General features: G+C 34.3%; 13 protein-coding genes and 1 riboswitch. Of the genes, 9 read left to right on the top strand and 4 right to left on the bottom strand.

All coding sequences use genetic code 11. The features are described 5' to 3' along the window. The first annotated feature begins 10 nt into the window (after positions 1-10). The 4 genes from R6X41_RS15310 to R6X41_RS15295 are packed head-to-tail and all read left to right on the top strand — an operon-like array spanning position 11 to position 9,403. Entirely contained in the window at positions 11-2,293 is a 2,283-nt protein-coding gene (locus tag R6X41_RS15310) for a glycosyl hydrolase family 95 catalytic domain-containing protein (protein ID WP_318501223.1), read from the top strand. Positions 2,294-2,296: 3 nt separating this feature from the next. Next, positions 2,297-4,786 carry a glycoside hydrolase family 95 protein gene (locus R6X41_RS15305; RefSeq protein WP_318501222.1) on the top strand — a complete coding sequence of 830 codons (2,490 nt, stop codon included), beginning with the start codon at positions 2,297-2,299 and terminating at the stop codon, positions 4,784-4,786. A 41-nt stretch (positions 4,787-4,827) separates the two neighbouring features. Further along, positions 4,828-6,834, top strand: coding sequence for an SGNH/GDSL hydrolase family protein (locus R6X41_RS15300; protein WP_318501221.1), 2,007 nt, complete (start codon positions 4,828-4,830; stop codon positions 6,832-6,834). A gap of 58 nt (positions 6,835-6,892) precedes the next feature. After that, positions 6,893-9,403 (top strand): heparinase II/III family protein, encoded by a 2,511-nt coding sequence (locus tag R6X41_RS15295; RefSeq protein ID WP_318501220.1) that lies wholly within the window; start codon positions 6,893-6,895, stop codon positions 9,401-9,403. Between the two features lie 70 nt (positions 9,404-9,473). Here R6X41_RS15295 and R6X41_RS15290 read toward each other — a convergent pair whose 3' ends face one another. The 4 genes from R6X41_RS15290 to R6X41_RS15275 form a co-directional block, all read right to left on the bottom strand. Then, positions 9,474-11,213, bottom strand: a complete 1,740-nt coding sequence (locus tag R6X41_RS15290; protein WP_318501219.1) for a ribonucleoside-diphosphate reductase subunit alpha — start codon at positions 11,211-11,213, stop codon at positions 9,474-9,476. 3 nt (positions 11,214-11,216) lie between these two features. Further along, positions 11,217-12,491, bottom strand: a complete 1,275-nt coding sequence (locus R6X41_RS15285; protein WP_318501218.1) for a ribonucleotide-diphosphate reductase subunit beta — start codon at positions 12,489-12,491, stop codon at positions 11,217-11,219. Between the two features lie 258 nt (positions 12,492-12,749). Further along, positions 12,750-12,939, bottom strand: a riboswitch (cobalamin riboswitch). A 752-nt stretch (positions 12,940-13,691) separates the two neighbouring features. Beyond that, on the bottom strand, positions 13,692-15,035 hold the full coding sequence (locus R6X41_RS15280) for a sensor histidine kinase (protein WP_318501217.1): 1,344 nt from the start codon (positions 15,033-15,035) through the stop codon (positions 13,692-13,694). Then, positions 15,025-16,377, bottom strand: a complete 1,353-nt coding sequence (locus R6X41_RS15275; RefSeq protein ID WP_318501216.1) for a sigma-54-dependent transcriptional regulator — start codon at positions 16,375-16,377, stop codon at positions 15,025-15,027. The genes R6X41_RS15280 and R6X41_RS15275 overlap by 11 nt, the downstream gene beginning before the upstream one ends. A gap of 207 nt (positions 16,378-16,584) precedes the next feature. Here R6X41_RS15275 and R6X41_RS15270 point away from each other — a divergent pair, with 207 nt between their 5' ends. The 5 genes from R6X41_RS15270 to R6X41_RS15250 all read left to right on the top strand — a co-directional run bounded on the left by R6X41_RS15270 (position 16,585) and on the right by R6X41_RS15250 (position 25,898). Then, positions 16,585-17,835, top strand: a complete 1,251-nt coding sequence (locus R6X41_RS15270; RefSeq protein WP_318501215.1) for an efflux RND transporter periplasmic adaptor subunit — start codon at positions 16,585-16,587, stop codon at positions 17,833-17,835. A gap of 26 nt (positions 17,836-17,861) precedes the next feature. Further along, on the top strand, positions 17,862-18,539 hold the full coding sequence (locus R6X41_RS15265) for an ABC transporter ATP-binding protein (protein WP_318501214.1): 678 nt from the start codon (positions 17,862-17,864) through the stop codon (positions 18,537-18,539). Between the two features lie 37 nt (positions 18,540-18,576). Further along, positions 18,577-20,991 (top strand): ABC transporter permease, encoded by a 2,415-nt coding sequence (locus R6X41_RS15260; protein ID WP_318501213.1) that lies wholly within the window; start codon positions 18,577-18,579, stop codon positions 20,989-20,991. 43 nt (positions 20,992-21,034) lie between these two features. Continuing rightward, complete coding sequence (locus tag R6X41_RS15255; RefSeq protein ID WP_318501212.1) at positions 21,035-23,434, top strand: ABC transporter permease; 2,400 nt, start codon at positions 21,035-21,037, stop codon at positions 23,432-23,434. A 64-nt stretch (positions 23,435-23,498) separates the two neighbouring features. Beyond that, complete coding sequence (locus R6X41_RS15250; protein WP_318501211.1) at positions 23,499-25,898, top strand: ABC transporter permease; 2,400 nt, start codon at positions 23,499-23,501, stop codon at positions 25,896-25,898.

Genomic DNA, 25,898 nt, shown 5'->3' with positions numbered 1-25,898 from the left:
AAAAGAATAAATGAAAAAGGCTTTCACCCTAATTTTAATGTCATTTATTTTCCAGTCAACATGGAGTCAAATAAAGTCGAATATTGACTGGCCAAGTTTTATGGCGCAACATGATTTGGTATGGGAAGATATACCATTACAATGGGCTGAAGGTGCTTTTGTAGGGAACGGTCAACTGGGCATGATGCTCTATGCCAAAATGGATGAAAACAGATTTAATTTTCATGTCGGTCGCCAAGATGTAACCGATCATAGACAGGCTCCTGATAAAAAAACATCCATGGGAGAGAAAGGTACCAATTTAATGGACTTTTCTCGTTTAGATATTGGTAAAATGACTCTTCATCCAGCAGGTAAAATAAAAACCGCTCACATTCGACAAGACTTATATAGCGCCGAGATTAGAGGCACTATTATTACTGATTTGGGAGAAATAGAGTTCAGAGCTTTTACACCTTATGATAAAATGGTGCAAGTCATTGAAGCGACTTCAACCGAGAAAAAAAATGGAAAATATGTGCCATTTACTTGGAAGTGGATGCCTGGAGAAGCGTCTAGTCCGAGAGCTTTTACAAAATATGAACAATATAAAGATTCTTATAAGTTTAACCCTTACAAACCAGAAATCAGTAAACATGGTGAAGCTTTTGTTTGCGAACAAAAACTAGAAGCAGGAGGCGATTATGCCACCGCTTGGATAGATGTTAAATCTGAAAAAGCACAAAAAAGCACAATTTATATAGCCACTGCTAATGAAATTCCTGCTTCAGGTGTATCGGCCTCTGTGGCTTTAAAAGCTATTAGAGAAGCGAAAAATATCGGTGCAAATAGGTTAGAAAAAAATCATCGCGCTTGGTGGCATGCCTATTTTCAAAAATCATTTTTGAATGTTCCAGATACTCGAATGGAATCATTTTACTGGATTCAGCTCTATAAAATGGCGGCTTGTTCACGTGCCGATGGACCTGCATTAGATCTTATGGGGCCGTTTTTTAAAAATACGGGATGGCCAGGGTTGTGGTGGAATTTGAATGTGCAATTAACCTATTGGCCTTTTAATACTAGTAATCACCAAGATATAGCCGTGAATTATATTCGTTTAATTGACGATCATTTTGATTGGATAATGGAAAGTAAAGCAGGAAAAAGCTTGGGAGATTATGCTTGGGCGCTCCATAATTACTGGTTGTATTATAATTATCAAGGTGATGAGCAGGCTATTTTAGAAAAGTGGGTACCTAAAGCGATGCGAATAGCTGAAGTTTATGAAACCAAATTAGAGCCTAACGCAGCGGGTGTATTAGAACTAACAGCCATGGGGTCGCCAGAATACATGGGTTTTAAATCATTTAAAAACACGAATTATAACCTGGCTATTCTACGTTGGTTACTTTCTGAACTCATTGATACGAACGAAAAAGCAAATCAAAATCAAGCTAAAGTTAAACATTGGAAACAAGTCTTAGCAGACTTAATACCCTATCCAACAGATGAAAACGGATTAATGATTGGTAGTGACCAACCTGTACATATATCTCATCGGCATTATTCACATCTTTTAGCATTGTATCCCTTGTTTCAATTAGACCCAAATTCTCCAGAAGATAGAGATTTAGTCGTGGAATCAGTACTGCATTGGCATAATATTGAAGACGGAAAAGCTTTAGCAGGATATTCGTATACAGGCGCATCTTCACTTTATGCGGCTTTGGGAATGGGTGATGAAGCCGTTGCCGTTATGCAAGATTTTTTAGATGGAAACATTGGTAAAGCTCATTTTCTTACCAATACGTTTTATATGGAAGGAAATAGTCCTGTAATAGAAACACCTTTAAGTGCAGCGGCAGCTATTATGGAATATAACTTACAAAGTTGGGGAGATAAGATTCGAATATTCCCTGCTATTCCAAGTCATTGGGAAAATGCCTCGTTTGCAGATTTACTGGCTCAAGGTGGTTTTTTAGTCAGCGCTTCTTTAAAAGAAAAAAAGGTAGATTGGGTATCTATAGAAAGTCAAGCTGGACAACCATGTTCTATAAAAGTTCCAAGTTGGAATCAAGCCGTACAAATAAGTAAAGGCAGAAAAGTATCGATTACTAAAACAGCAGATGGCGAATTTTCTATCGATTTGAAAAAAGGAGAAAAGGTCGTGTTGTCATCTAGAATCCAAGAAAGCAAGCCGATTTTAAATTTGATAAGTCACCCGGATAATGAGATAAATTACTTTGGGGTGAAAAAAGGAGCAGAGCGCAAACCACTTTTAGAATATCCAATTCTTGAATATAAAGAGTAATAAATGAACCTATTTAAAACATGTTTTTTTTCGCTGATTGTATTGACTTCTTTTTTAGGGTGTCATTCCAATAAAGAGGAAAGTGTCTTACGTGCTAATGATTTTATATTACAATACAATAAACCAGGGAAAACATGGAATGAAGCTTTGCCTATAGGAAATGGTAGGTTGGGAGCCATGATATATGGTAATCCGCTTAATGAACATATCCAATTGAATGAAAACACCCTGTATTCTGGTGAACCGACTTCAACTTATAAAGGAACCAATATACAACCAACCTATAATAAAGTTGTAGAGCTTATCAGTCAAGAAAAATATGTTGAGGCTCAAGAAATAATGAGCAAAAATTGGTTGGGTAGGTTACACCAAAGTTATCAGCCTTTTGGGGATTTGTTTATGAAGTTTGAAGGCGATTCTGTAACCAATTTTGAGCGTGACTTAGATATAGAGAAATCTGTTTCAACTGTAAGCTATCGGTCAAATAATGTGAATTATAAGCGCGAAGTTTTGGCTAGTTATCCAGATGATGTTATTGCCTTAAAAATTTCAGCAGATAAAAAAGAAGCACTTTCATTTGATACTTTTTTTGAATCGTTGCATCCAGTTGAAACTTATCTAGAAGGCAACATATTAGTTCTTAAAGGTCAGGCGCCAGGTTTTGTGGTAAGAAGAACGCTTGAAAATATTGAATCCAATGGCGATCAATTTAAATATCCCGAACTATATAATAAGGTAGGAGAACGTAAACTTTTTGCAAAACAAGTACTTTATGGAGATGAGGTTAATGGTAAAGGCATGTTTTTTGAAGCCAGATTAGAAATAAGAAATGATGGTGGAACAATAAAAGCAACAAAAAATGGCGTTTCTATTTCGAATGCCAATGAAGTGGTGATGCTTTTATCAATGGCAACTAGTTTTAATGGTTTTGATAAAAGTCCGAGTAAAGATGGAAAGGACCCAACAGTTATAAATAAAACCATATTGTCTAAAATTGGAGACAAGAATTTTGAAGCGATAAAAACAGCCCATCAAAAAGATTACGGAGAATTGTTTAATCGTGTCCAATTTACATTGAAGGGCGAACAGGAAAATGATGTCAAGGAACGTTTTACTAATGAGCGCTTGATAAATTATGCCAACAAACCAGATGTTGGTTTAAACACGATGTTGTTTCAATATGGTAGATATTTGATGATTTCAGGTTCCAGAAAAGGTGGGCAACCCCTAAACTTACAAGGTATTTGGAATGATAAAATAATACCGTCTTGGAACTCAGCCTACACCATGAATATCAATGCTCAAATGAATTATTGGCCAGCTGAGGTTACCAATTTAGCAGAATGTCACGAACCCTTTTTTAGATTGGTAAAAGAACTAGCTGTAACAGGGAAAGTAACGGCTAAAAATATGTACGGTAACCCAGGTTGGGTAGCACATCATAACACAGATATTTGGAGGCCATCGTATCCTGCCGATAATTCAACTTTATACTCTTATTGGCCTATGGGCGCAGGTTGGTTAACAAATCATTTATGGGAACATTATCAATTTACAGCTGATACTACCTTTTTAAAAGAACAAGCCTATCCGTTGCTTAAAGGTTCAGCTGAATTTTTTTCAAATTGGTTGGTAAAAAATAAGGAAGGCTACTGGGTTACTCCAGTTGGGACATCGCCAGAAAATAAATTTTATTATAATGGTGATAAAACTGGACACGTAAGTCAGGGCCCTACCATGGACATGGCTATTGTGAGAGAAAATTTTGAAAATGTTATCCAGGCATCCAAAATATTAGGTTTAGATTCAGATTTTAGAGCGCAGTTGGAAGATCAAAAAAAGAACTTATTACCTTATAAAGTTGGCGCAAGAGGTCAATTGCAAGAGTGGCAATATGATTTCGAAGAACCTGATGTGCACCATAGACATTTATCTCATTTATATGGTTTTCATCCCGGTAATCAAATTTCAGAAGAAAAAACACCTGAATTATTTAAGGCTGTAAAACAGACTTTAGATTTGCGAGGCGATAAAGCTACAGGTTGGAGCATGGGTTGGAAAATTAATTTTTGGGCAAGAATGCGAGATGGAAATCATGCATATGAAATTATAAATAACCTCTTTACGTTTGTTGATGAAGGCGATAAACATGGTGGGTTGTATACTAATTTATTTGATGCCCACCCGCCCTTTCAAATAGATGGAAATTTTGGTTATACTGCAGGTGTGGCGGAAATGTTATTGCAAAGCCAAAATGGAGATATTCATATTTTACCAGCGCTTCCAGATGCGTGGCCTACAGGTATTATAAAAGGTTTAAAAGCAAGAGGAAATATAACTGTAGATATTCATTGGAAAGATAATAAGCTTGTTAAAGTGAATTTATACTCATTAAATGATCAAACAATAATATTGAGATATGGCGATTTAAAAAAGGAGGTAGCATTAAAAGCGGGAAAGGAATCTGATTTTGAATTGTCAACATTTTATTAAAATCCAATAATTAAAAATAATCAAATTTAAAATTTCAAAAAATGAAAAAAACAATTAGTCTAGTCGTGTTAATCTTGGTTGTGTTTTCTGCACGTGCAACTAATACATCACGCGATACTATTTTTATAAATTCAGTAGAGAAATTAGCTAAATATGCTGGAAAAAGTAATGTGTTGGTTAAAATGAAACCGGGTGAATACGCTATAAATTCTATTAAAATAGGAAAGCTAAGTGTTTTTAAATATGGTAAAAACAATAAGACGCAAGGGGATTTTCGTATGGGTTCTCTCATTCATTTTTCTGGAAATAATAGTCAGTATTTTTTAACAGGAGTGACCTTAAATATTGACGGAAAGTTACATGGTAATTATCCCAAAAGTGAATTCAGCGAATTTTTGGTAAGTGGAAACAACAATTATATTGAAGGTTTAAAAGGGAAAGATATTGGAAATCATGTGCCTGCTCACCGTGTACAAATGTTACGGATAATGGGCGATGATAATATCATTAAAAATGCCGATTTATTTGTTCATGGCTCTACACCTTATGGGTACGGTCATTTATTGGGTAAAGGAAAAAATGCTTTGGTGCCATTGCACAAGCATTCTGTTTTATTGGTAGAAGGAACGAACACGCAATTGTTGGGATGTAAAGTGGTTACACATGCGTATGGTCATGGTATTTTTATGCAAGGTGCTGTGAATACCCTTTTAAAAGATTGTTATGTGGAAGGGAAGATGAGATCTACTAACGATATACTTGCCGAAACTTCAGGGTTGGCTTTCGATGTTGGTTTTAAAAGCGATTATCCGCCAGGAAAAATTATGCCTAACGAAATAAAATCATTGTCAGAAGACGGTATTAGAGCTTATCCTTCTGGAGGTTTAAGCGGCAGACGAACCCAAGGCGTAACCGTTATTAATTGTACCGTAAAAAACATGCGTTCAGGGTTTGATTTAAGTGCCAATTTACCACCTACTAAAATTGTGGGGTCAACAGCAATTGGTTGTCAAGAAAAAGGATTTTCTGTGGGAGATAACGGAATTATAGAAAATTCTAAAGGTGATGCTTTATACGGTCCGCTAATTACTTTTGTAGGTAACAATATAAAAAACTGTAAAATTGATTTAGAGTTGACGGATGCTGTAAGTGAGTACAATGTATCACGTTTGGCTGAAATTAATGGTTCTGGACATCACATCACCATCCGTAATTATCAGAATAAGAAACGTAGTATTGAAACACCTATAGTTTTTGGTGAATCTTTTTGGAATGATGTGCATGTGTATAGAAATCCAAATGCTGAACATGGCGCTTACGCTGGAGCTGAAAATATTACACTGAATAATTATACAGGCATGCCGGTTATTTTAAACGATTTGGCTATTAATTGTACGGTAAGCAATTCAGAAAAGCATAGTGCTGTTATTAATGCGGGTGTCGGAGGAAATTCGACTCAAGATCTATTAAAACGAATCGATAAAGATGTTTTAGAAAAGAAGCCTGGTTTGGTGATTATGATGGTGGGAACTAATGATATGTTGAATTCCAATAAAATGATAGATTACAAAACCTACACAACTAATTTAGAAACATTAATTAAACAAATTAAATCTACGGGAAGCGATCTGGTTTTAATGAGCCCCATTCCTGCTGACAGTACTTATCTTTTTGCTAGACATGACAGAACGATGTTTACAGAAACACCTAACCAGAAACTAGATAAAGTAGGAAACATTGTTCAGCAATTGGCCACAGAAAACAAGGTGTATTTTTACGATTTAAATGCTGAGTTTAAAGCGTTGAATTTACCGATCCACAATCAGGATGTTTTGATAAAAAATGAAAAAAACAGTGGAAAGAAAGATGGTGTGCATCCCACAGCATTGGGGTATCGTTTTATTGCTCAAAATGTATATTCCTACTTGAAGGAAAACAATCTCTTAAAATCAAATGAAACCGTTATTTGTTTTGGCGATTCTATTACCCGAGGCGGGGGGCAAGGTGCAAATTACCCGAGTTATCTTGAAGTGTTGATTGAAAATTAAATTGGTAGATAGGTTTAAAATAGCATCCACAAAGAACTAAAATCAAAATATAATTAAAATGAAATTTAGTAAATCAAAACCAGGTTCACAGTGTATACTTGCGTTGTTACTGTATTGTGTTACAAGTATGGTTGCTTTCGCCAATGGAAATGTAGAAGAATGTATGTTGAGTAGTGTGCTACAAACTGGGACAGCAAAAGCAAACGACACACTAACGTATAATTTTCAATTGAAGAACAACTCCAATACGTCGGAAACCTTTTATTTAAGTGTTCTGAATCCACGAGAATTGGCGTGCATAAATAGTTTAAGTACTTCGGAAATCACTTTAAAGGCCAACGCTTTTTATAAGGGAACGTTAACTGTAATTGTAAGCGATAGGATGCCCTTAGGCGGACAAGAATCAAGTGTGATTGTGGTAAGTGATAAGCAAGGAAATCAATTAGAAACCTTGGAGTTTATATCAGTTCGCAGTAAACCACATCCGTTTTTATTGGTAACCGATGTGATTTTTAAGGACACAAAACAGAAAATCGCACAGTACGATTGGGCAAAAGAAAATTTAGAAGCGATGCTCCTAGAACTTGATGGATTTGAGTTCCCAGAACACGAAATTATTACTAAACCTCGCCCAACACAAGTGTGGTCTAGTTTAAATTATAGTGCTAGTGATGGAGAAAAAGCTTTTCAGTTAGCATTAGCATACAAATTAACGGGTAATGTCGCTTATAAAAATAAAGTCATTGCATTAATACAATCCGTTTGCAATACAGAAAATGGTTATTTATCGGTGGGTGCAGCTACAAATGGTGTTCAGGTGCATGAGGGGAATTTCTTTTTGTTCTTTTCATCGGCTTGCGATATCTTATATAATGAACCGGAATTATCTGTATCTGATAAAGAAAATATAGAAGCGACCTTTCGTTATTACTTAGAGTTGAATAAAAAGCACATGGACGGTTTAGGGATTATGAATCATCAGGCGAGTGCTAATGCCGGTGCTATATTTGTAGCCTTGTTTTTACAGGATATTCCAGAACTAGACTATTTAATAGAAGCCGATGGCGGTATGGCAGACCAAATAGGAAAAGGTGTTATGGCAGATGGATGGTGGTTTGAAAGTACTGTGAACTATTGTTATTTAGTCACGCAGCGGTATAGTTTGGTCGCACAAGCTTTTGAAAACTATGGCTTAGATTTATATCATAGACGTTTCCCTGTTAAATATAAAAGCAAAGATTTTGTAAATGCCAAGGAAGGGTTTACAGGTATGAAATTCGATAATTGGGGACCTACAGGAAAGAACACAAGAGGACTAGAAGATATGGTAACGCCTTATGTTCCATTTATGGATGAAGATGCGAATGTTGTATCGACCAATGATTCTAATTTAACAAAACCAGACGATTTTTATGAGTTGGCTTATCGCGAATATAGAACGGACGATTTAGCATGGGTTATAAGTAAAACGGAACGCGATTCGTGGGTTTCTCTTTTGTATGGTGTTCCCGAATTAACACAAGTTAATGACCCAAGAACAGGATCTGCTTTTGCTCCAAATGTTGGTTTGGTAGCATTACGCTCGCAAGCAGAAGTAGAAACTCCAGAAAATCAAATTCAAGCGTATTTAAAATATGGAACACATGGCGGTTGGCATGGTCAATTTGATAGAGCTAGTTTAGTTGCTCTAGATCGTTTTGGGCATAAATATTTTGGAACCGAAATGGTGTGGTTTGGATATGGGGATCCGGGTTATAAAGAATGTGTGCAAACATCGGCTACACATAATATGGTTGTTGTAGACGGATTACAACAAGAAGCAGTACCATCCGAACAATTACTGTTTTATAGTGGCGAATTAATGCAAGTTTCGGTGATAGAAACAAATGCGAGATGGCGCAAAATCCCAACTGCAAATGCCGATAAATTCCCGCCTTGGGACGATACCGATTATGAAGCTGATTTTAATCCGATACAGCAAAGACGTTTGTCTATTCTTACAGATGACTATCTCATTCTTGCCGATTATATGAAATCGGATAAAAAACACAATTACGATTGGTTAATTCATCCTGTTGGTTTTAAAAATATAGAAGAGGCTAAAAAGAAAGGTGCAGTTTTACGGCAATGGGCTACAACAAACGATTCGCCTTACAAATACTTTGAGCAAGCACAATGGTATACTACTAAAAAGGGAGCTACTGTGCAGTTTGATGAAGATGGGATGAAACTCGATGTACATACCCTTTGGCCAAAAACGTCTGAAATAGTTATAAGTAAGTATCCCAATGGAGGGAAACAAAGAGGTATTAGAAATAATCCAGAACGACGGACTTACGGTGTTAGAGTAAAAGAGAAGGAAACTGTTTTTCTTAGTTTGATAGAACCTTATAAAGGGCATTCGGCTATAAAAAATATAACTTCAGAATCATCAAATAAAATTACGGTTGAATTGCAAGATGGCCGTACTCAAACAATTAGTATAACAGATTTAAAAGGCGAACTTCCGCAAGTGAAAATTTCAGAAATTGTTAATGGAAAAGAGGTGAAAGTAGAAACTACTAAATAATAAAAAACAACCTCATACAATATTGAGTATGAGGTTGTTCTTTTATACGATTGAGTGAAAATTAGCTAGACTAAGCTTCGCAACTTGCACAATCTTTCTTTTGTTTAAATTTTTGAGCGGCGTTCATACTATGTTGATAGTACAACGATTTTAAGCCTAATTTCCACGCATTAATATGAATTTTATTAATGTCTTTTGTCGGCATATCAGGATGCACAATAATGTTTAAAGATTGTCCTTGATCGATATGATTTTGTCTGTTTGCCGCTTGATAAATAATATCCATTTGGTCGATTTCTGAGTAGGTTTTAAATACCGCCTTTTCTGCATCGGTTAAAAAATCTAAATGTTGGACCGAACCGTCTCGACTTCTAATGTCATTCCAAACGTCATCAGTGTTCTTTCCTTTTTCCTCTAACAATTCAAGTAAATAGGGGTTCTTTATGGTTGTTTTAATTTTCGCAATATCCTTAACATAAATGTTAGACCAAATGGGCTCGATTCCCTGAGAAACTTGTCCTAAAATAAATGCTGACGACGTCGTAGGAGCAATGGCGTTTAAAGTTGTATTTCTTCTACCATACCCTTTAAGAAGTTCTGGTTCTCCAAGGTCTTTTGCAAGTGCTTCAGATGCTTTATAAGAACGTTCTTTTATGGTTTTAAAGATTTCACTATTTAAATTAAAAGCCTCTTGACTATTAAAAGATAACGATTTAGATTGTAATAACGAATGCCAACCTAAAACGCCCAAACCTAAAGCTCTATTGTCTTTAGCAAAATTATAAGCACGTTCCATAAATAGGAAGGTCTGACGATCTTCACGACTTTCTGAATCGCGATAGGATTCTAGTTTCTCTAAAAATTCTGAAATTACCGCATCTAAAAAGTAAACCATGGTTTCTACGGCATCCGTATCTTTCCATTGATCGTAGTTAAGCAGATTTATACTTGATAACACGCAAACAAAAGACCAATTTTCGTCTGAAGGCAACATAATTTCTGTACACAAATTACTCGCGTAAATTGGATGGTCTTTATCCTTATACACATCTACAGTACCGTTATTCGCATTATCTGTAAAGAAAATATATGGATAGCCCATTTCGCCTCGACTTTGTAATACTTTAGCCCAAACTGTACGTTTTTCAGCATCGCCATCGATCATGGCTTGCATCCAGGCGTTTGTTACGGTAACACCATGTGTTAATTCTTGGATGGCGTTTCCTTCAGAACCGATTTCTAAGAATTCCATAATATCTTTATGGTCTATTGGTAAGTATGGAGAGAAGCGTCCGCGACGAACAGAACCTTGACTCACTACATCGACCATAGATTCGAAAAGGCGCATAATATGTACTGCTCCAGACGCTGTTCCGTTATTTTTTACTGCTGCACCTCGATGACGTATTTTTCCAAAATATCCAGAAGTACCACCTCCTAGTTTAGACATCATTCCAATTTCGGATTGGGTGAATAGGATATTTCCCATATCGTCGTCTATATGCGAACCGAAACAGCTAATTGGCAAGCCACGTTTTTGTCCGAAGTTAGACCAGATAGGAGAGGCCAAAGAGTAGAACCCTTGGGACATATAGTTGTAAAATTTATCACTAAATCCAGGCATTTTTAAAATCTCCTGAGCACGATCTGCAATGTCTCTTATGCGTTCTTCTGGTGAAACACCTTCGGTAAGATATCCAGATTCTAAAAATTTACGACTGTTTTCGTTTAACCATGTAAACGTTTCTGTTTCTTTATTATTGTGTTCTAAAGTCTGCACTGTTTCTTGATTATAAGTGTTGTTTTTCATTTTTTAAAATAAGTCGTCACTGGTTATGCTTTGTGCTCTTTTACTATAATTAATTGATCGTTTAACAAAGAAATCTCCGTGTTTTGTACCGATAATTTCATCGTCAAACCATTCCGTTTCTTTTAATAAGGGTTGGTCAATTTTAAATATTTTATCTATTCCTATACTTTCTAAGGAGTTGTTAAAACGGTTTTTAATAAACTCGTTAATCACTGCTTTAGGAATAAAATCTAATTCACCTTTTTCGAAAATCCAGTCTATTATTTTGCTTTCCGAAACATAAGCTTCTTCACAAAGTTGTTGAATCATAACCTTGTAAGTATCGTTAAACCATTCAGGATGTTCGTCCTTAATAATATTGATAAGATCGATACCGAAATCACCATGAATTTGTTCTTCTTTAGAAGTAGCTTCTACTACATTCGAAATTCCTTTAAGCATGTTTTTATGCTTATTGAACGCCATAATGATTAAGAACTGAGAGAACAAAGAGACATGTTCTATAAATAGAGAAAATAATAATACAGATTCTGCATACTCTTCATTATTTTCACTTTTAGCATTTTTTAAAGCCGTTTCTAAATATTGAACACGCTTCATAATAGCGGGTTTTTTCTTTAGTTTTTCAAACTCATTATTTAATCCTAAAATCTCTAAAAGGTGAGAATAGGCATCGTGATGTCTAACTTCACTTTCTGCAAATGTAGCACCAACAGATCCTATTTCTGGTTTAGGCATACGGTGATAAATATCGCCCCAAAAGGTTTTTACTGCAACCTCTATTTGCGATATCGCAAGCATGGTATTTTTAATGGCACTTTGCTCTACTGGCGTTAATGCCGATTTAAAATCTTGAATATCACTGGTGAAATTAAATTCTGTATGAATCCAATACGAATGTCTAATAGCAGAAACATATTCGTAAAGCTGCGGATATTCGTAAGGTTTTAAATTGATACGTTTTTCGAAAATGTTACTTTTTCTGCTTTGCGTCTGGTTGTTTCTATAAATAATATAGGCTTTTGCAACATCCAGAAATTCACTAAACATTAGTTTTTGCTCTACAATATCTTGTACTTCTTCTACCGTTGGCACATAACCTTCATCCTCATTTTTACGTTTGAGCAACTCTATATATACCGCTTTTGCAATTAAAGCAGCATCGTCGCGCGTACCGTGTTTAACGGCTAACATGGCTTTTGTAACAGCATCTGTGATTTTCTGAAGATCGAAAGGTTTTGACTTAAAATTCCTTTTAACAATTTGTATTATTTCCATATTTGCTATATAAAGTTGGTTTAATCCCATTACAATTACATTGGGATTTTTTTTAATAAATCTTTAAAAAAAACGCTATCCTTTTAGTCAACGACTACTTTGATCGAATTGTAATTTTTTTTTAAACCATTAGTTATTACTCATGATTAAAACTGTTGTAATAATTTTAGCAAAGCTGATGGAGGTAGATAAAAGTTGCCAATAGTATATAACATAGGCAAGCTCTTAATTCTAGCTTCAATCCCCGAAAGCGTGTTGAATTATTAATTAAAAATGGCAGGTCTTCTGACTTACTCCTTACACCCGGTCTTCCCATTCATTAGAAAAGTGACCACACTAGGGTTTTAGTTTTTTTGAGCATACAGCTGCGGGACAGTTCCAGAATTACACCGGATTCCCTTTTAATGACGAGTCGCTAAACTTGACAACCATTAACAGTTAAAATTGAGTACAAATTTATCTACTATTTGTAAACTTAAAGCATGTTTTTCAATTTTTTTATATTTAATTATTAACAAATTATAAATGATTTTAAACCAAAACCTTATGACTTGCGAACAACTGTAATTGCTACATAAAGAGGATAATACGTTATTTTAAATTTGAATATTTTTGGGTTTTATTAAGAATAGATTTTAAAAAAGCTGTGGAAAAAGATAAGAAGATGGAGGCGTTAGAAGGGGGTATTAATTTTTAGGTCTTTAGATATTTTGAATACTTTAAATATGCCAGAAACAGGTGTTTAATATTCGTTAGAATTTATGATGGTTAACAAATATGGACTTGTTTTAAATCAATAGAGTCTTAAACCTTTGCCTCCTTTTAAAAAACATTTACCGCTGTTTACTTTGTGGAATTACTTGTGGTGAAGGAGCTACTTTATCTATAAAAATTGAATTTTGTTTTTTGGTTGGCCTATCGAAAATTTATCGTAAAATTTGAAGCTGTTTACTTGCTGGTAGGCAGATTTGAGCTCAATTAAAGTTCCTCACTCTGAACTAGTTTCAGAGTCTCACTTTTGAACCTTTGATTTTCATTAATAATGAGATGCTGAAACGAGTTCAGCATGACGTTTAGACAAAAGTTCGTAAGTCTAGATTTTTTTTGGCTTGGTTTATCCAGAGCGAAGTCGAAGGATCTTTTTTATCAATGAAAAAAATGAACATATAATAATATTTAGGACATGATTAGTTTTAAACCTTAAAAAATAAGACTAAAAACAGAACCTTCTCCCTCAACACTTTTTACAATAATCCGTCCTTTGTGGAGTAACATAATTTGTTTACACAGACTTAAACCTATACCGCTACCAGTTGTTTTACTTGTAAAAAAAGGAATAAATATATTTTCTAAAATATCTTTAGGAATCCCTGAACCATTATCATACACTTTAAGTACAATATCTCTATTAGGACTTTGCGATGCTGAAATTTTAATTTCAGGAGCTGTTTGGTCTTTACACGCATCAACAGCATTCAATATTAGGTTTATAAGCACTTGTTCTATTAAATGCGTATCTATATCCAATTCTAATTTTGGGACAGAACTATTGAATTCAATACTTATATTTTTAGCTTTTATAGAGGGTTCCATCAGTAATTGAATGGTGCCAAAAAGCTCTGAAACTTTTACTCTTTGTAAATTTAAATGCGTGACTTTACTCAAACTTCTATACGTTTTTGCGAATTTTAAAAGTCCTTCACTTCTGTTTTTAATTGTTTTTATACCGGAATTTATATCTTCTAAATCTAAATGAGATTCTTTTGGCTGTTCTATGGCCACTTGTAGATTTCGTTGAAGTGTATCTGCTAAAGACGAAATTGGGGTAATGGAATTCATGATTTCATGAGTCATCACACTCAATAATTTTTTCCATGATTCAGATTCATTTTTATTTAAAGTATCATCAATATTTTGAATTACAATCAATTTAAACGCCTCTTCTTTCACCTGAAAAACGGTATCAGAAATCAATATTTTTATACTTTCATTTTGAAGTGCTATAGAAATAGAGTCGGGTTCTCTATGGTAGGTTTCGAAAATGGTATTAAACAATTCTGGTTTTCTATTTTCAACGAAACGCACGTTTTTAAAAGACGGTACATCAAGTGTTTCACTAAACGAATCATTGCTCCAAAGTACATCTCCAGTTTCGAGATTATACGCAATAATACCAATATCTACCATTTCCAAAATCTTCTGAAGGTATACGTATTGTGCTTGATTTTGGGAGTTGATTTCTTTTATTGTTTTATTTATTTCGTTAAAACCTTTATAAAGAAAACGAATATCTTTTGGTCCTCTATCTTCTGGAAACCATCTTGAAAAATCACGATATTTAACGGCTTCAAAAAAATCGTCCATCACAACAAAACGACGTTTTACAAAAGTATAGGTGTTTGCGCAAACATAAAATATTACAATACTTAATCCTACTGATAAGGAAGTGCTATCGATAGATACCGTATACTTTAATCCTAGGAGTAAACCAACGAGAATTAAAATTCTAAAGAAAAGTTTAAATATGTAGACTCTATAATTCATACTTTTCCAATCTTCTATACAGTGCAGCTCTGGTAATACCTAATTCTTTGGCTGATTTTGAAACGTTCCCTTTGTTCTTTTCTAGAACTGTTAAAATGGCATTTTTTTCCAATTCATCTAGATTTAAGCTTTTAGTAGCAACATTAATTGTAGTATTTGAATGTTCAATAGATGAAAATACTAAATCTTCAGGTTTTAAAACATTACCATCGGTCATAATTACTGCACGTTCAAGAACATATTGAAGCTCTCTAACATTCCCTGGAAAGTCATGTTTTTTTAGTTTGGAAATAAAACCGGCATCAAAAGTGAATGGGTTTTTATTGTATTTTTCGACATAAAGCGAAACAAAATAGTGCGCCAATTCTGTGATATCTGTCCCGCGATTTCTTAAAGGCGGCACTGTAATATCGACGGTATTAATTCTATATATTAAATCTTTTCTGAATTTTTTTTCGTCCGCCAATGTTTCAGGCGCAAGGTTAGTCGCACAAATTAACCTGATGTCAAGTGCTATAGGTTCATTAGAGCCTAAAGGCGTTACTTGTCTGTTTTGGAGTACAGTCAATAATCGGACTTGCTGATTGAGACTTATATTTCCAATTTCATCAAGAAAAAGGGTTCCGCCATTTGCAGCTTCAAAACGTCCTTTTCTATCTTCTCGCGCATCTGTAAATGCACCTTTTTTGTAACCAAACAATTCACTTTCAAATAAGGACTCTGTTAGAGCACCAACATCTACTTTTATAAATGGGTTGTTTCTCCTGTTGGAATTATCGTGTAGCGCTCGAGCAATTAAATCTTTACCAGTTCCATTTTCGCCTAGCACAAGAACGTTAGCATCTGTTGGTGCAACTTTTTTTAGCTTTACAAACACATCGTTCATGATGTCGCTGTTCCCAACTATTTCAACGGTATTTGAATTTAATGGACTTGATTTAGTAGTCTTGGCTGTTTTATTATTCAGGATGGTTGTAATAGTATCGACAATCTTTTCATTCTTCCAAGGCTTCATTAAAAAGTCTGCGGCACCTTCTTTAAGTCCTTTTATGGCCAAATCAATATCTGCATAAGCAGTCATTAATATAACCGACGTTTCTGGACGCTGTTTCTGAATTCTATTCAGCCAGAAAATACCTTCATTTCCAGAATTAACGAGCCCATTAAAATTCATGTCTAAAATAATAATGTCGTATGTAGTCCGTTCAATTTGAGATGAAATATTACTTGGATTTTTTTCCGTTACAACCTCTTTAACCAACGGTTTTAAAAGAAGTCTCAACGCTGTAAGTACATCAGCATCATCATCTATAACTAATATTGTCGCGTTTTTTAATATCATGATTACAATATTACAATTTTAAATTCAGCTTCTTAAGTTTCCAAAACCAAAATTAATTATACTCTAAAAAGTGTGCGTTTTCGAACATAAAGTGTATCAAAAGCGGACACTTTTAAAAACGAACGTATAGTTAGTTGTCTGAATTTTAGACACTTAAATTTATGGCATTATCTTCTCTAATGATAACGTGTAATTAATAATTCAAAAATGGACGTTCCAATACAAAAGAAAAAATTCTCAAACCAAAAGCTCGGACTTATTGCCGCCATTATCGCAATTGTGGCCTTAATACTATATGTAATTCTGCAAACTTCGGGTGGTTCTAAATTAAATATAGAAAAAGAACGTATTTCCATAAATATAGTGGCTCAAGATGTGTTTCAAGAAAACATTCCAGTAAATGGGATTGTGCTTCCGATAACTACCATTTATTTGGATGCTTTGGAAGGTGGACGTGTTGAAGAAAAATTTGTTGAGGATGGTGCCATTTTAAAGCAAGGCGAACCTATTTTGAGATTATCGAATACAGACTTAGAGTTGAGTCTTGTTAATCAAGAAACATCCGTTTACAATTTATTGACACAGATGCAGATTTCTCAAAATGCAGCTCGTCAAAACACCATTAATAGACAAAATCAGTTTACAGATGTGGAAAGTGACCTTATTGAAGCGGATCGCGTCTATACTTTAAATAAACGTTTATACGACAAAGGCGTTATTGGGAGAATGGATTATGAGTCTTCAAAAAATAATTACGATTATCAAAAGGAGCGCATGAAATTATCTAAACAGGTGTTGTCTGAAGATACAATCTCTTCACTTCTGGAAGTCAATCAGGCTAAAAATTCCTATGCTAGAACGCAAAGTGCTTTGGAATTAATGCGTAAAAAAGTAGGTGATTTAGTTGTTCGTGCACCTATTGATGGGCAATTAACGTCCTTAGATGCTGAAATAGGACAATCTATAGATAAAGGTATGCGTCTAGGGCAAGTAGATGTGTTGAGTGGTTATAAAGTTAGAGTAGATATAGACGAACATTATATTTCTAGAATATATAACGGGCAAACGGGAACCTTCACATTTAATAATAAGCAATACACCTTAGCTATTAAAAAGGTATTTACGCAAGTAAACAATGGTAGATTTCAAGTAGATATGAAGTTCGAGGGAGATGTTCCTGAAGGGATTCGTCGCGGTCAAAATCTTCAAATACGAGTTGCTTTAAGTGCAGAAAAAGAAGCATTATTAGTTTCTAAAGGTGGCTTTTTTCAAAAAACTGGAGGGAACTGGATTTTTAAAGTGAGTGAAGATGGCAGCACCGCTTATAAAGTAAATATCAAATTAGGAAGTCAAAACACAGAATACTATGAAGTTCTTGAAGGGTTAAATCCTGGAGATAAAGTCATTACTTCTAGCTATGATAGCTACGGAGATACAGAAGAATTAATAATAAAATAAAAGAGTCAATTAAAAAAATACACAAAATGATACAAATAACCGATTTAGAGAAATTTTACAGAACTGAAGAAGTACAAACCATCGCATTAAACAAACTATCCTTTGAGGTTAAAAAAGGCGAATTTGTTGCCATTATGGGGCCTTCAGGATGTGGGAAATCAACACTATTAAATATTATTGGCTTACTAGACGATCCTGATGGTGGAAGTTTCAAATTTAATGGGGAAGAAGTTGCAGGTTATAATGAACGTAAACGCTCTGAACTTCGTAAACACAATGTCGGATTTGTTTTTCAAAGTTTTAACCTCATCGATGAGCTTACTGTTTTTGAAAACGTAGAATTACCATTAATTTATACCGGAGTAAAACCTGCAGAACGTGTAAAACGTGTTGAAGAAGTTTTAGAGAAAATGCAAATTATGCACAGACGTAACCACTTTCCTCAACAATTATCTGGAGGACAACAACAACGTGTAGCTGTTGCTCGTGCCGTAGTTAACAATCCAAAATTAATTCTAGCCGATGAGCCTACAGGAAATCTTGATAGCACTAATGGAAATGAAGTTATGGATTTACTAATAGATCTAAACGAAGCTGGAACGACTATAATTATGGTTACACATAGTGAACATGATGCTAAATACAGTCACCGTATTATTCGCATGTTAGACGGGCAAAAAGTGACCGAGAATATTTTAATGTAATTACGAATAACACCATTCATTATAAAAGAAATAAATTATGAATCTCCTTTATTTAAAAATAGCCTTTAGATATTTAATCAAGAATACCCTTTATTCTTTTATTAATATTATAGGTCTGTCTTTAGGAATTGCTTCTTTTATAATTATATCGCTTTATGTAAGTTACGAAAAAAGCTATGATGCATTTGATGGTTCAGACCAGGTGTACAGAGTTTACATGGATTATATAAAAGGTGAGAATTTTGAACCTGGCGATGCACAAACTTATAATTTAACAGGACCTACACTTGAGAAAGAATTTCCTGAAGTTCTCGACAATGTGAGGCTTTATAGATTAGAAAAATCCACGTTTGTTTTCAAGAATAAGGTTATTGAACAACCAAGTGGTGCTCTCGCAGACGCTTCATATTTTGATGTTTTTGATACTCCATTATTAAAAGGAAGCACGACTGATTTTAAGAAACCTAATACGATAATCTTATCTGAAAGTTTAGCAAAGAAGCTTTTTGGTGAAGACAATCCAATTTCTAAAACCATTTCTATTTTTTATGTATCTGAAGCCTTGTTGAAAGTGGTTGGTGTTATGCCAGACATGCCTGAAACGACTCATATGAAACTTAATTATTTAATTTCTTATGAAACCACGAAAACTTGGGATGCCTTAAGCAGTCAAAAAGAATTGAATTGGAATCAGAATAACTTTTTCACCTATTTAAAAGTCAACAAAAACACCGATTTTGAAGCACTTCAGCAAAAAATAATCAATTTAGATATTGAAAATGATCCAGATGAAAGGCATAATATTGAACGTTTAACCGACATCCATTTGCATTCAGATAAGCCTTACGAAGCTGAAGCCAACGGTAGCAATAGTCGTGTTCAATTTTTATCGGTTATTGCGATCATTATTTTAATTCTATCGTGGTTAAATTACATTAATCTGTCAACTGTAAAATCATTAGAAAGGTCTCGAGAGGTTGGTATTAGAAAAGTAGCAGGCGCAAAACGTTCGCAATTAATAGCACAATCTTTAATTGAGTCTTTTTGCTTATTTGTCATCGCTTTTATCGTTGCCATATTTTTGGTAATCGTACTATTACCAATCTTTAACAGTTTTGTCGGGAAATCTTTAGTTTTAGGAATAGCAAATATAAAAACATTACTTCCGTTTGCAGGCATAATGCTAATTGGTAGTCTTTTATCAGGCTTTTATCCAGCACTTATTTTAAGTAATTTTTCTCCTATTAAAGCGCTTAAAGGAAAAATTAGCACCTCATCAAAACGGTTTAATATTCGAAAAGGACTAATAACCCTTCAGTTTTTTGCAACAATAATCCTCATTATTGGCACTTTGGTTGTAGCAAAACAAATCAATTTTTTAAAGGAACAACCAATAGGAGTTGAACTTTCTCAAATTATGGCCTTTAAAGGAGAAATTTTAGAAACAATGCCAGATTCTTTATTTGCTGCAAAAGCAACAGTATTTCAAAATGAACTTAAAAATCTATCCTTTGTTGAAGACGTAACAAGAGCAGGAACTTATCCAGGGGATGGTTACGATAATTTGTCATCATCAGTAGGTATTCAATATCCCAATGGAGAAGTGGACGAGCGCCAAATATTCTACGGATATGGTGCGAGACCAAACTATTTTAAGGTTCTTGGTATTCAGTTTTTAGCCGGAGAAGCTTTCAGAGAAAGTTCAGACAGCAATCCAAAAAGCATTGTTATTAACGAAACATTTGCACGCCAAATGGGTTATCAAAATCCGAACGATATTATTGATAAACAAGTTAAATTTTGGGGAGAGAATCGCACAATATCTGGTATTATGGAAGATTATCATCATTTTGGTTTAAAAACGGAAGTCCAACCTCTTATGATTTTTGAACAACGAACGTTTGATAATGTTTTAGTAAAATTTAACGCACCCGCAAGTTCAGTAGCAGGCATGCAAACACGTTTAGATACGGTTGAAAAATTGTACAAATCCATTTTTCCCAACAGCATTTTAAACTATACCTTTTTAGATAAAAAATTCGAGGCTCAATATGCAGAAGATCATAAGTTTGGTATCGCATTTCAAATATTTACAGGATTAGCCATCTTAATAGCTGCCTTGGGATTATTTGGGTTAACATCCTACATGTGTTTACAAAGACGGAAAGAAATAGGTGTTAGAAAAATAACAGGAGCAAGCATTTTTCAAATTCTGACTTTACTAAATAAAGAGTTTATACTATTAGTGGTTTTAGCCTATATCATTGCTGTCCCAACAGCTTGGTATATAATGAATACTTGGCTTCAAGAATTTGCTTATAGAACAGAATTAAGTTGGTGGATTTTTGCGTTATCTGGCTGTATCACAGTATTAATCACACTTGTTACGGTAAGTTTCCAATCTATAAAAGCAGCAACATCAAATCCGGTAGATTCATTACGAACAGAGTAAATCCATCAATCAATCAAAAAACGAGTAGTAATTATTAAAAACTATGTTTAAAAATTATTTTAAAATAGCGTTTAGAAATCTTATAAAAAATAAGGTGTATTCCTTTATCAATATTTTTGGACTAGCACTTGGACTTGCTGTAACGATAATTATTGGTCTATGGATTGTAGATGAATTTAATTATAATAATTATTTTGAAAACAAAGATAGTATTGCACAAGTGATGCAACATCAAACGGTAAATGGCACAATTAACTCTAATGAATCTATTCCGTTAGCACTTGAATTTCAATTACGAGAAAATTTTGGGGATGCTTTTAAATATATCGTCATGTCTTCTCGTAATAATGATAGGTATTTGAGTGTTGGTGAAAAAGTAATAACTGGTAGTGGTCGGTTTATGCAAGAAGATGGACCAAAACTATTAGGTCTAGAAATGATTGAAGGTACTAAAGATGGTCTCAAAGAAATTAATTCAATTCTAATCTCTGAAACAACTGCTCAAACATTATTTGGAGAAGAAAGTTCATTAGGTAAATTTATTACCTCGGATAATGAGTACATTATGATAGTGCGAGGTGTGTATAAAGATATTCCGAATAATAATAGTTTTACCAATACTCATTTTTTAATGCCGTTTAAGCATTTTATGTCATCACGATGGGATTGGTTAGAAAATCAAGATACCAATTGGGATTATAACGCCTTTTTTCTTTTCGTAGAGCTCGCTGAGAATACTGATTTAGCATCTGTAAATACACGTATTGAAAATGTGAAAAAAGATAATGATCCAAGAGGAGATAAGTTTAATCCTAGGTTATTTGTTTTTCCAATGTCAGATTGGTATTTGCATTCTCACTTTGAGAATGGCTTACAAATAGGAGGACGTATTGAAAACATTTGGTTATTTGGTATCATCGGATTGTTTGTACTCATTTTGGCGAGTATAAATTTTATGAATTTAAGCACGGCAAGATCTTACAAACGCGCCTTAGAAGTCGGAATAAGAAAATCGATTGGTGCTACACGTAAACAACTTATAATTCAATTTTTAATTGAATCGTTTTTAGTTGTAGTGCTTGCGTTTTTATGCGCCATTTGTTTTGTTTTAGTGTCACTACCAACTTTCAATGAATTAGCAGATAAAACAGTCGTTTTTCCTTGGGCTAGTGCTTTGTTTTGGACAGTGTCATTAGTTTTTGTAATTCTGGTAGCTTTAATTTCTGGAAGTTATCCTGCACTTTATTTGTCGTCTTTTAAACCTATTATGGTTTTAAAAGGATCGTTCAAAATAGGGAAAATGGCATCTCTTCCTAGAAAGGTACTTGTTGTTATTCAATTTACAGTTTCCATAGCACTTATCATAGGTACTTTAATTGTAAACAAACAAATAGAGTATGCTAAAAACAGACCTGTTGGGATTAATAAGGCGCAATTAATTCAAATTCCAACATCAAGCCAAGATTTTTCAGGTAAATATGAATTAATGCGTCATGCACTTTTAAACTCTGGAGCAGTTAAAGTGATGGCTTGGGGAACAAGTCCTTCTAACCAAATATGGAATACAATTTCAGGATTTGATTGGGATGGTAAACCCGAAGGCTTTGATGATAGCTTTGCGCAAATGGCAGTGTCGTATGATTATGTTGCTGCTGTAGAAATGGAAATAATTGAGGGACGTTCTTTTTCTCGTGAGTTTGCAACAGATGTAAATGCCGTGATATTAAATAAGTCTGCTGTGTCTTACATGGGAATAAGTAATCCTATTGGAAAATATATTCGTTTCAGTGAGATTGATCCTAACGTAGAACCTATGCAAATTATTGGTATTGTTGAAGATGTCATAAACCAATCTGTGTATGATGCTGTATTTCCGCAAATGTACATATATGGGGAAGGAACAGGTGGTTTTTATCATTTGCGTTTAAACGCTAATCAATCTACAAAGAAGAATCTTATTGCTGTAGAAAAGGTCTTCAAATCTAATTTTCCTAACCTTCCATTCAGTTATAGTTTTGTAGATGACGAGTATGCGTTAATGTTTGCATCAGAAAAGCGTATAGCAAACCTTTCAAGCATATTTATGCTTCTCGCTATATTAATTAGTTCTTTGGGATTATTTGGTTTAACATCTTTTGTAGCAGAGCAACGTATTAAGGAAATAGGCGTGCGAAAAATTCTTGGAGCTACAGTTGGTAGTATTTGGATGTTGATTTCAAAAGATTTTATTATTCTAGTCATTATTGCTCTTTGTATTGCAGCACCTTTGAGTTACTATTTTATGAATACTTGGATAACGAAGTTCACTTATCGTACAGACATTTCATTTGGTGTATTTATAATAGCAGGTTTGGGAGCATTAATAATTACCCTAATCACTGTAAGCTTTCAAGCCATTAAAGCAGCAACATCAAATCCAGTAGACTCATTACGATCAGAGTAAATCAATCAATCAATCAATCAATCAATCAATCAATCAAAAAACGAACAGTTAAAAACAATCAATCATGTTTAAAAATTATCTAAAAATAGCCTTAAGGAATCTTCTTAAGAATAAGGTGTATTCTTTTATTAATATCTCTGGTCTTGCCATAGGTATGGCAGTCACTATCATGATTGGTCTTTGGATAGTAGACGAGTTAAATTTTAATAACTATTTTAAAGACAAAGCTCATATAGCTCAGATTTATCAAAGCCAAGAGTTTAATGGTGTAAAGGGAACTGGCCCGGCCATTCCAAGACCATTAGAATTTGCACTACGCGAAGGTTATAAAGATAATTTTAAACATATTGTAATGTCTTCATGGACCAATTCTAGATATTTAAAATATGGCGATAAAAACATAAACAGAAATGGTAATTTCATGCAAGAAGGAGCGCCAGACCTTTTAAATTTAAATATTATATCTGGGATAAAAGATGGATTAAAGGAGAAAAACTCTATCATGATTTCTGAATATACAGCGAAAGCATTGTTTGATTCAGAAAACCCTATTGGAAAAATTATTAAGGTTAATAACCAAGATGATTTGGTTGTAACTGCCGTTTATGAAACCCTACCAGACAATACCTCCTTTAATGATACGGATTTCATAATCCCTTGGAAACATTATATAACCACTCAAGGTTGGCTTATGGGTACTGCTGACCAATGGGGAAATAATTCATTCCAGTTATTTGTTCAGATTAATGACAATACAACGATGGATGCTGTAACAGCAAAAATTAAAGATGTCAAAAAAAATAATGGTAAAGATGAAGCGCAATTCAATCCACAATTATTTCTATTACCCATGAAAGATTGGCATTTGCGCTCCAATTTTGAAAATGGTGTTCAAACTGGAGGGCGTATTGAAAACGTTTGGTTATTTGGTGTTATTGGATTGTTTGTACTGCTTTTGGCTTGTATCAATTTTATCAACCTCAGTACAGCACGTTCAGAAAAACGCGCTACTGAAGTTGGTATCCGAAAAGCGATAGGTTCTTCTAGAGGACAACTTATTTTTCAGTTTTTAAGTGAATCTTTTCTAGTCGTTATTTTATCATTTGTTTTTGCTATTGCAATCGTACTCTTGTTTTTAAATGGCTTTAATAATTTAGCAAGCAAGTCTATTGTATTTCCATGGAGCTCTATTCAATTTTGGGGAGCTTCACTATTTTTTGTGCTTTTTACTGCTTTTATAGCAGGAAGTTATCCAGCATTGTATTTATCGTCATTCAGTCCAGTAGCTGTTTTAAAAGGAACTTTTAAAGCCGGTAAATTTGCGGCGCTTCCAAGAAAAATATTGGTAGTTACACAATTTACGTTTTCGATAGCACTCATAATAGGCACCTTGGTTGTTATGAGTCAAATTCAATTTAGTAAGGATAGACCTGTAGGCTATAATAAGGAAGGCCTGATTCAAATTCCCGCTATGAGTAGCGAGTTTCTTGGTAAAGCAGATTTAATGAGAGAACAGTTTATTGCCTCTGGTGCTGCCATGGAGATGTCAACATCTAGTAGTCCTACAACAGAAGTTTGGTCCAATAGAGCTGGTTATACTTGGGATGGAAAACCGGAAGGTTTTCAGGAAGACTTAGCCTATACTTCAGTATCATATGAATTTATTGAAACTCTTGGAATTAAATTAATTGCTGGACGTGGTTTTTCTCGTGAGTTTGCATCAGATTCTAATGCTGTTATTCTAAATAGTACAGCAGTAAAATATATGGGAATCCAAGATCCTATAGGAAAATATATGAGAGATGCCGATACTGAAAATCCGGAATCTCCTTTAATAATTGTCGGGATTGTAGAAGACATGGTTGTCCAATCTCCTTATAGTCCTGTAAAACAAGCCATGTATGTTTTTGATTCTGATGAAAATGCGAGTTATTATAATTTGCGCCTCAATCCAAAAAACAGTGTGAGTCAGAATTTAGAATTAATAGAAAAAGTATTCAAAAACAATTTTCCAAACTTGCCATTCGATTATCAATTTGTGGATCAAGAATATGCCGACAAATTCAGATCTGAAGAACGCGTAGCTAGTCTCGCTAAAGTTTTTACAGGATTGGCCATTTTTATTAGTTGTTTAGGTCTTTTTGGCTTAGCAGCCTTCGTTGCCGAACAACGAACCAAAGAAATAGGTGTTCGTAAAATCCTTGGAGCTTCAGTAAAAAACTTATGGATGTTACTCTCTAAAGACTTTATAATCTTGGTGATTATTTCACTTTTAATAGCGTCTCCAATCGCTTATTACATCATGAGTCAATGGCTACAAAAGTTTAGTTATAGAACCAATATTTCTTGGGATATTTTTGCAGTAGCTTGTTTGGGAGCGTTAATTATCACCATAATTACGGTTAGTTTTCAGGCTATTAAGGCAGCAACGTCTAATCCTGTAAAATCACTTAAAACAGAATAA

This window comes from Formosa sejongensis (genome assembly GCF_033447105.1).
GTDB lineage: Bacteria > Bacteroidota > Bacteroidia > Flavobacteriales > Flavobacteriaceae > Formosa.
This window is presented reverse-complemented; position numbering and strand designations above follow the sequence as displayed.

Excerpts from the sequence above, each read along its gene's own strand:
- R6X41_RS15310 (WP_318501223.1), top strand. The coding sequence starts at position 11 with ATGAAAAAGGCTTTCACCCTAATTTTAATGTCATTTATTTTCCAGTCA.
- R6X41_RS15305 (WP_318501222.1), top strand. The coding sequence starts at position 2,297 with ATGAACCTATTTAAAACATGTTTTTTTTCGCTGATTGTATTGACTTCT.
- R6X41_RS15300 (WP_318501221.1), top strand. The coding sequence starts at position 4,828 with ATGAAAAAAACAATTAGTCTAGTCGTGTTAATCTTGGTTGTGTTTTCT.
- R6X41_RS15295 (WP_318501220.1), top strand. The coding sequence starts at position 6,893 with ATGAAATTTAGTAAATCAAAACCAGGTTCACAGTGTATACTTGCGTTG.
- R6X41_RS15290 (WP_318501219.1), bottom strand. The coding sequence starts at position 11,213 with ATGAAAAACAACACTTATAATCAAGAAACAGTGCAGACTTTAGAACAC.
- R6X41_RS15285 (WP_318501218.1), bottom strand. The coding sequence starts at position 12,491 with ATGGAAATAATACAAATTGTTAAAAGGAATTTTAAGTCAAAACCTTTC.
- R6X41_RS15280 (WP_318501217.1), bottom strand. The coding sequence starts at position 15,035 with ATGAATTATAGAGTCTACATATTTAAACTTTTCTTTAGAATTTTAATT.
- R6X41_RS15275 (WP_318501216.1), bottom strand. The coding sequence starts at position 16,377 with ATGATATTAAAAAACGCGACAATATTAGTTATAGATGATGATGCTGAT.
- R6X41_RS15270 (WP_318501215.1), top strand. The coding sequence starts at position 16,585 with ATGGACGTTCCAATACAAAAGAAAAAATTCTCAAACCAAAAGCTCGGA.
- R6X41_RS15265 (WP_318501214.1), top strand. The coding sequence starts at position 17,862 with ATGATACAAATAACCGATTTAGAGAAATTTTACAGAACTGAAGAAGTA.
- R6X41_RS15260 (WP_318501213.1), top strand. The coding sequence starts at position 18,577 with ATGAATCTCCTTTATTTAAAAATAGCCTTTAGATATTTAATCAAGAAT.
- R6X41_RS15255 (WP_318501212.1), top strand. The coding sequence starts at position 21,035 with ATGTTTAAAAATTATTTTAAAATAGCGTTTAGAAATCTTATAAAAAAT.
- R6X41_RS15250 (WP_318501211.1), top strand. The coding sequence starts at position 23,499 with ATGTTTAAAAATTATCTAAAAATAGCCTTAAGGAATCTTCTTAAGAAT.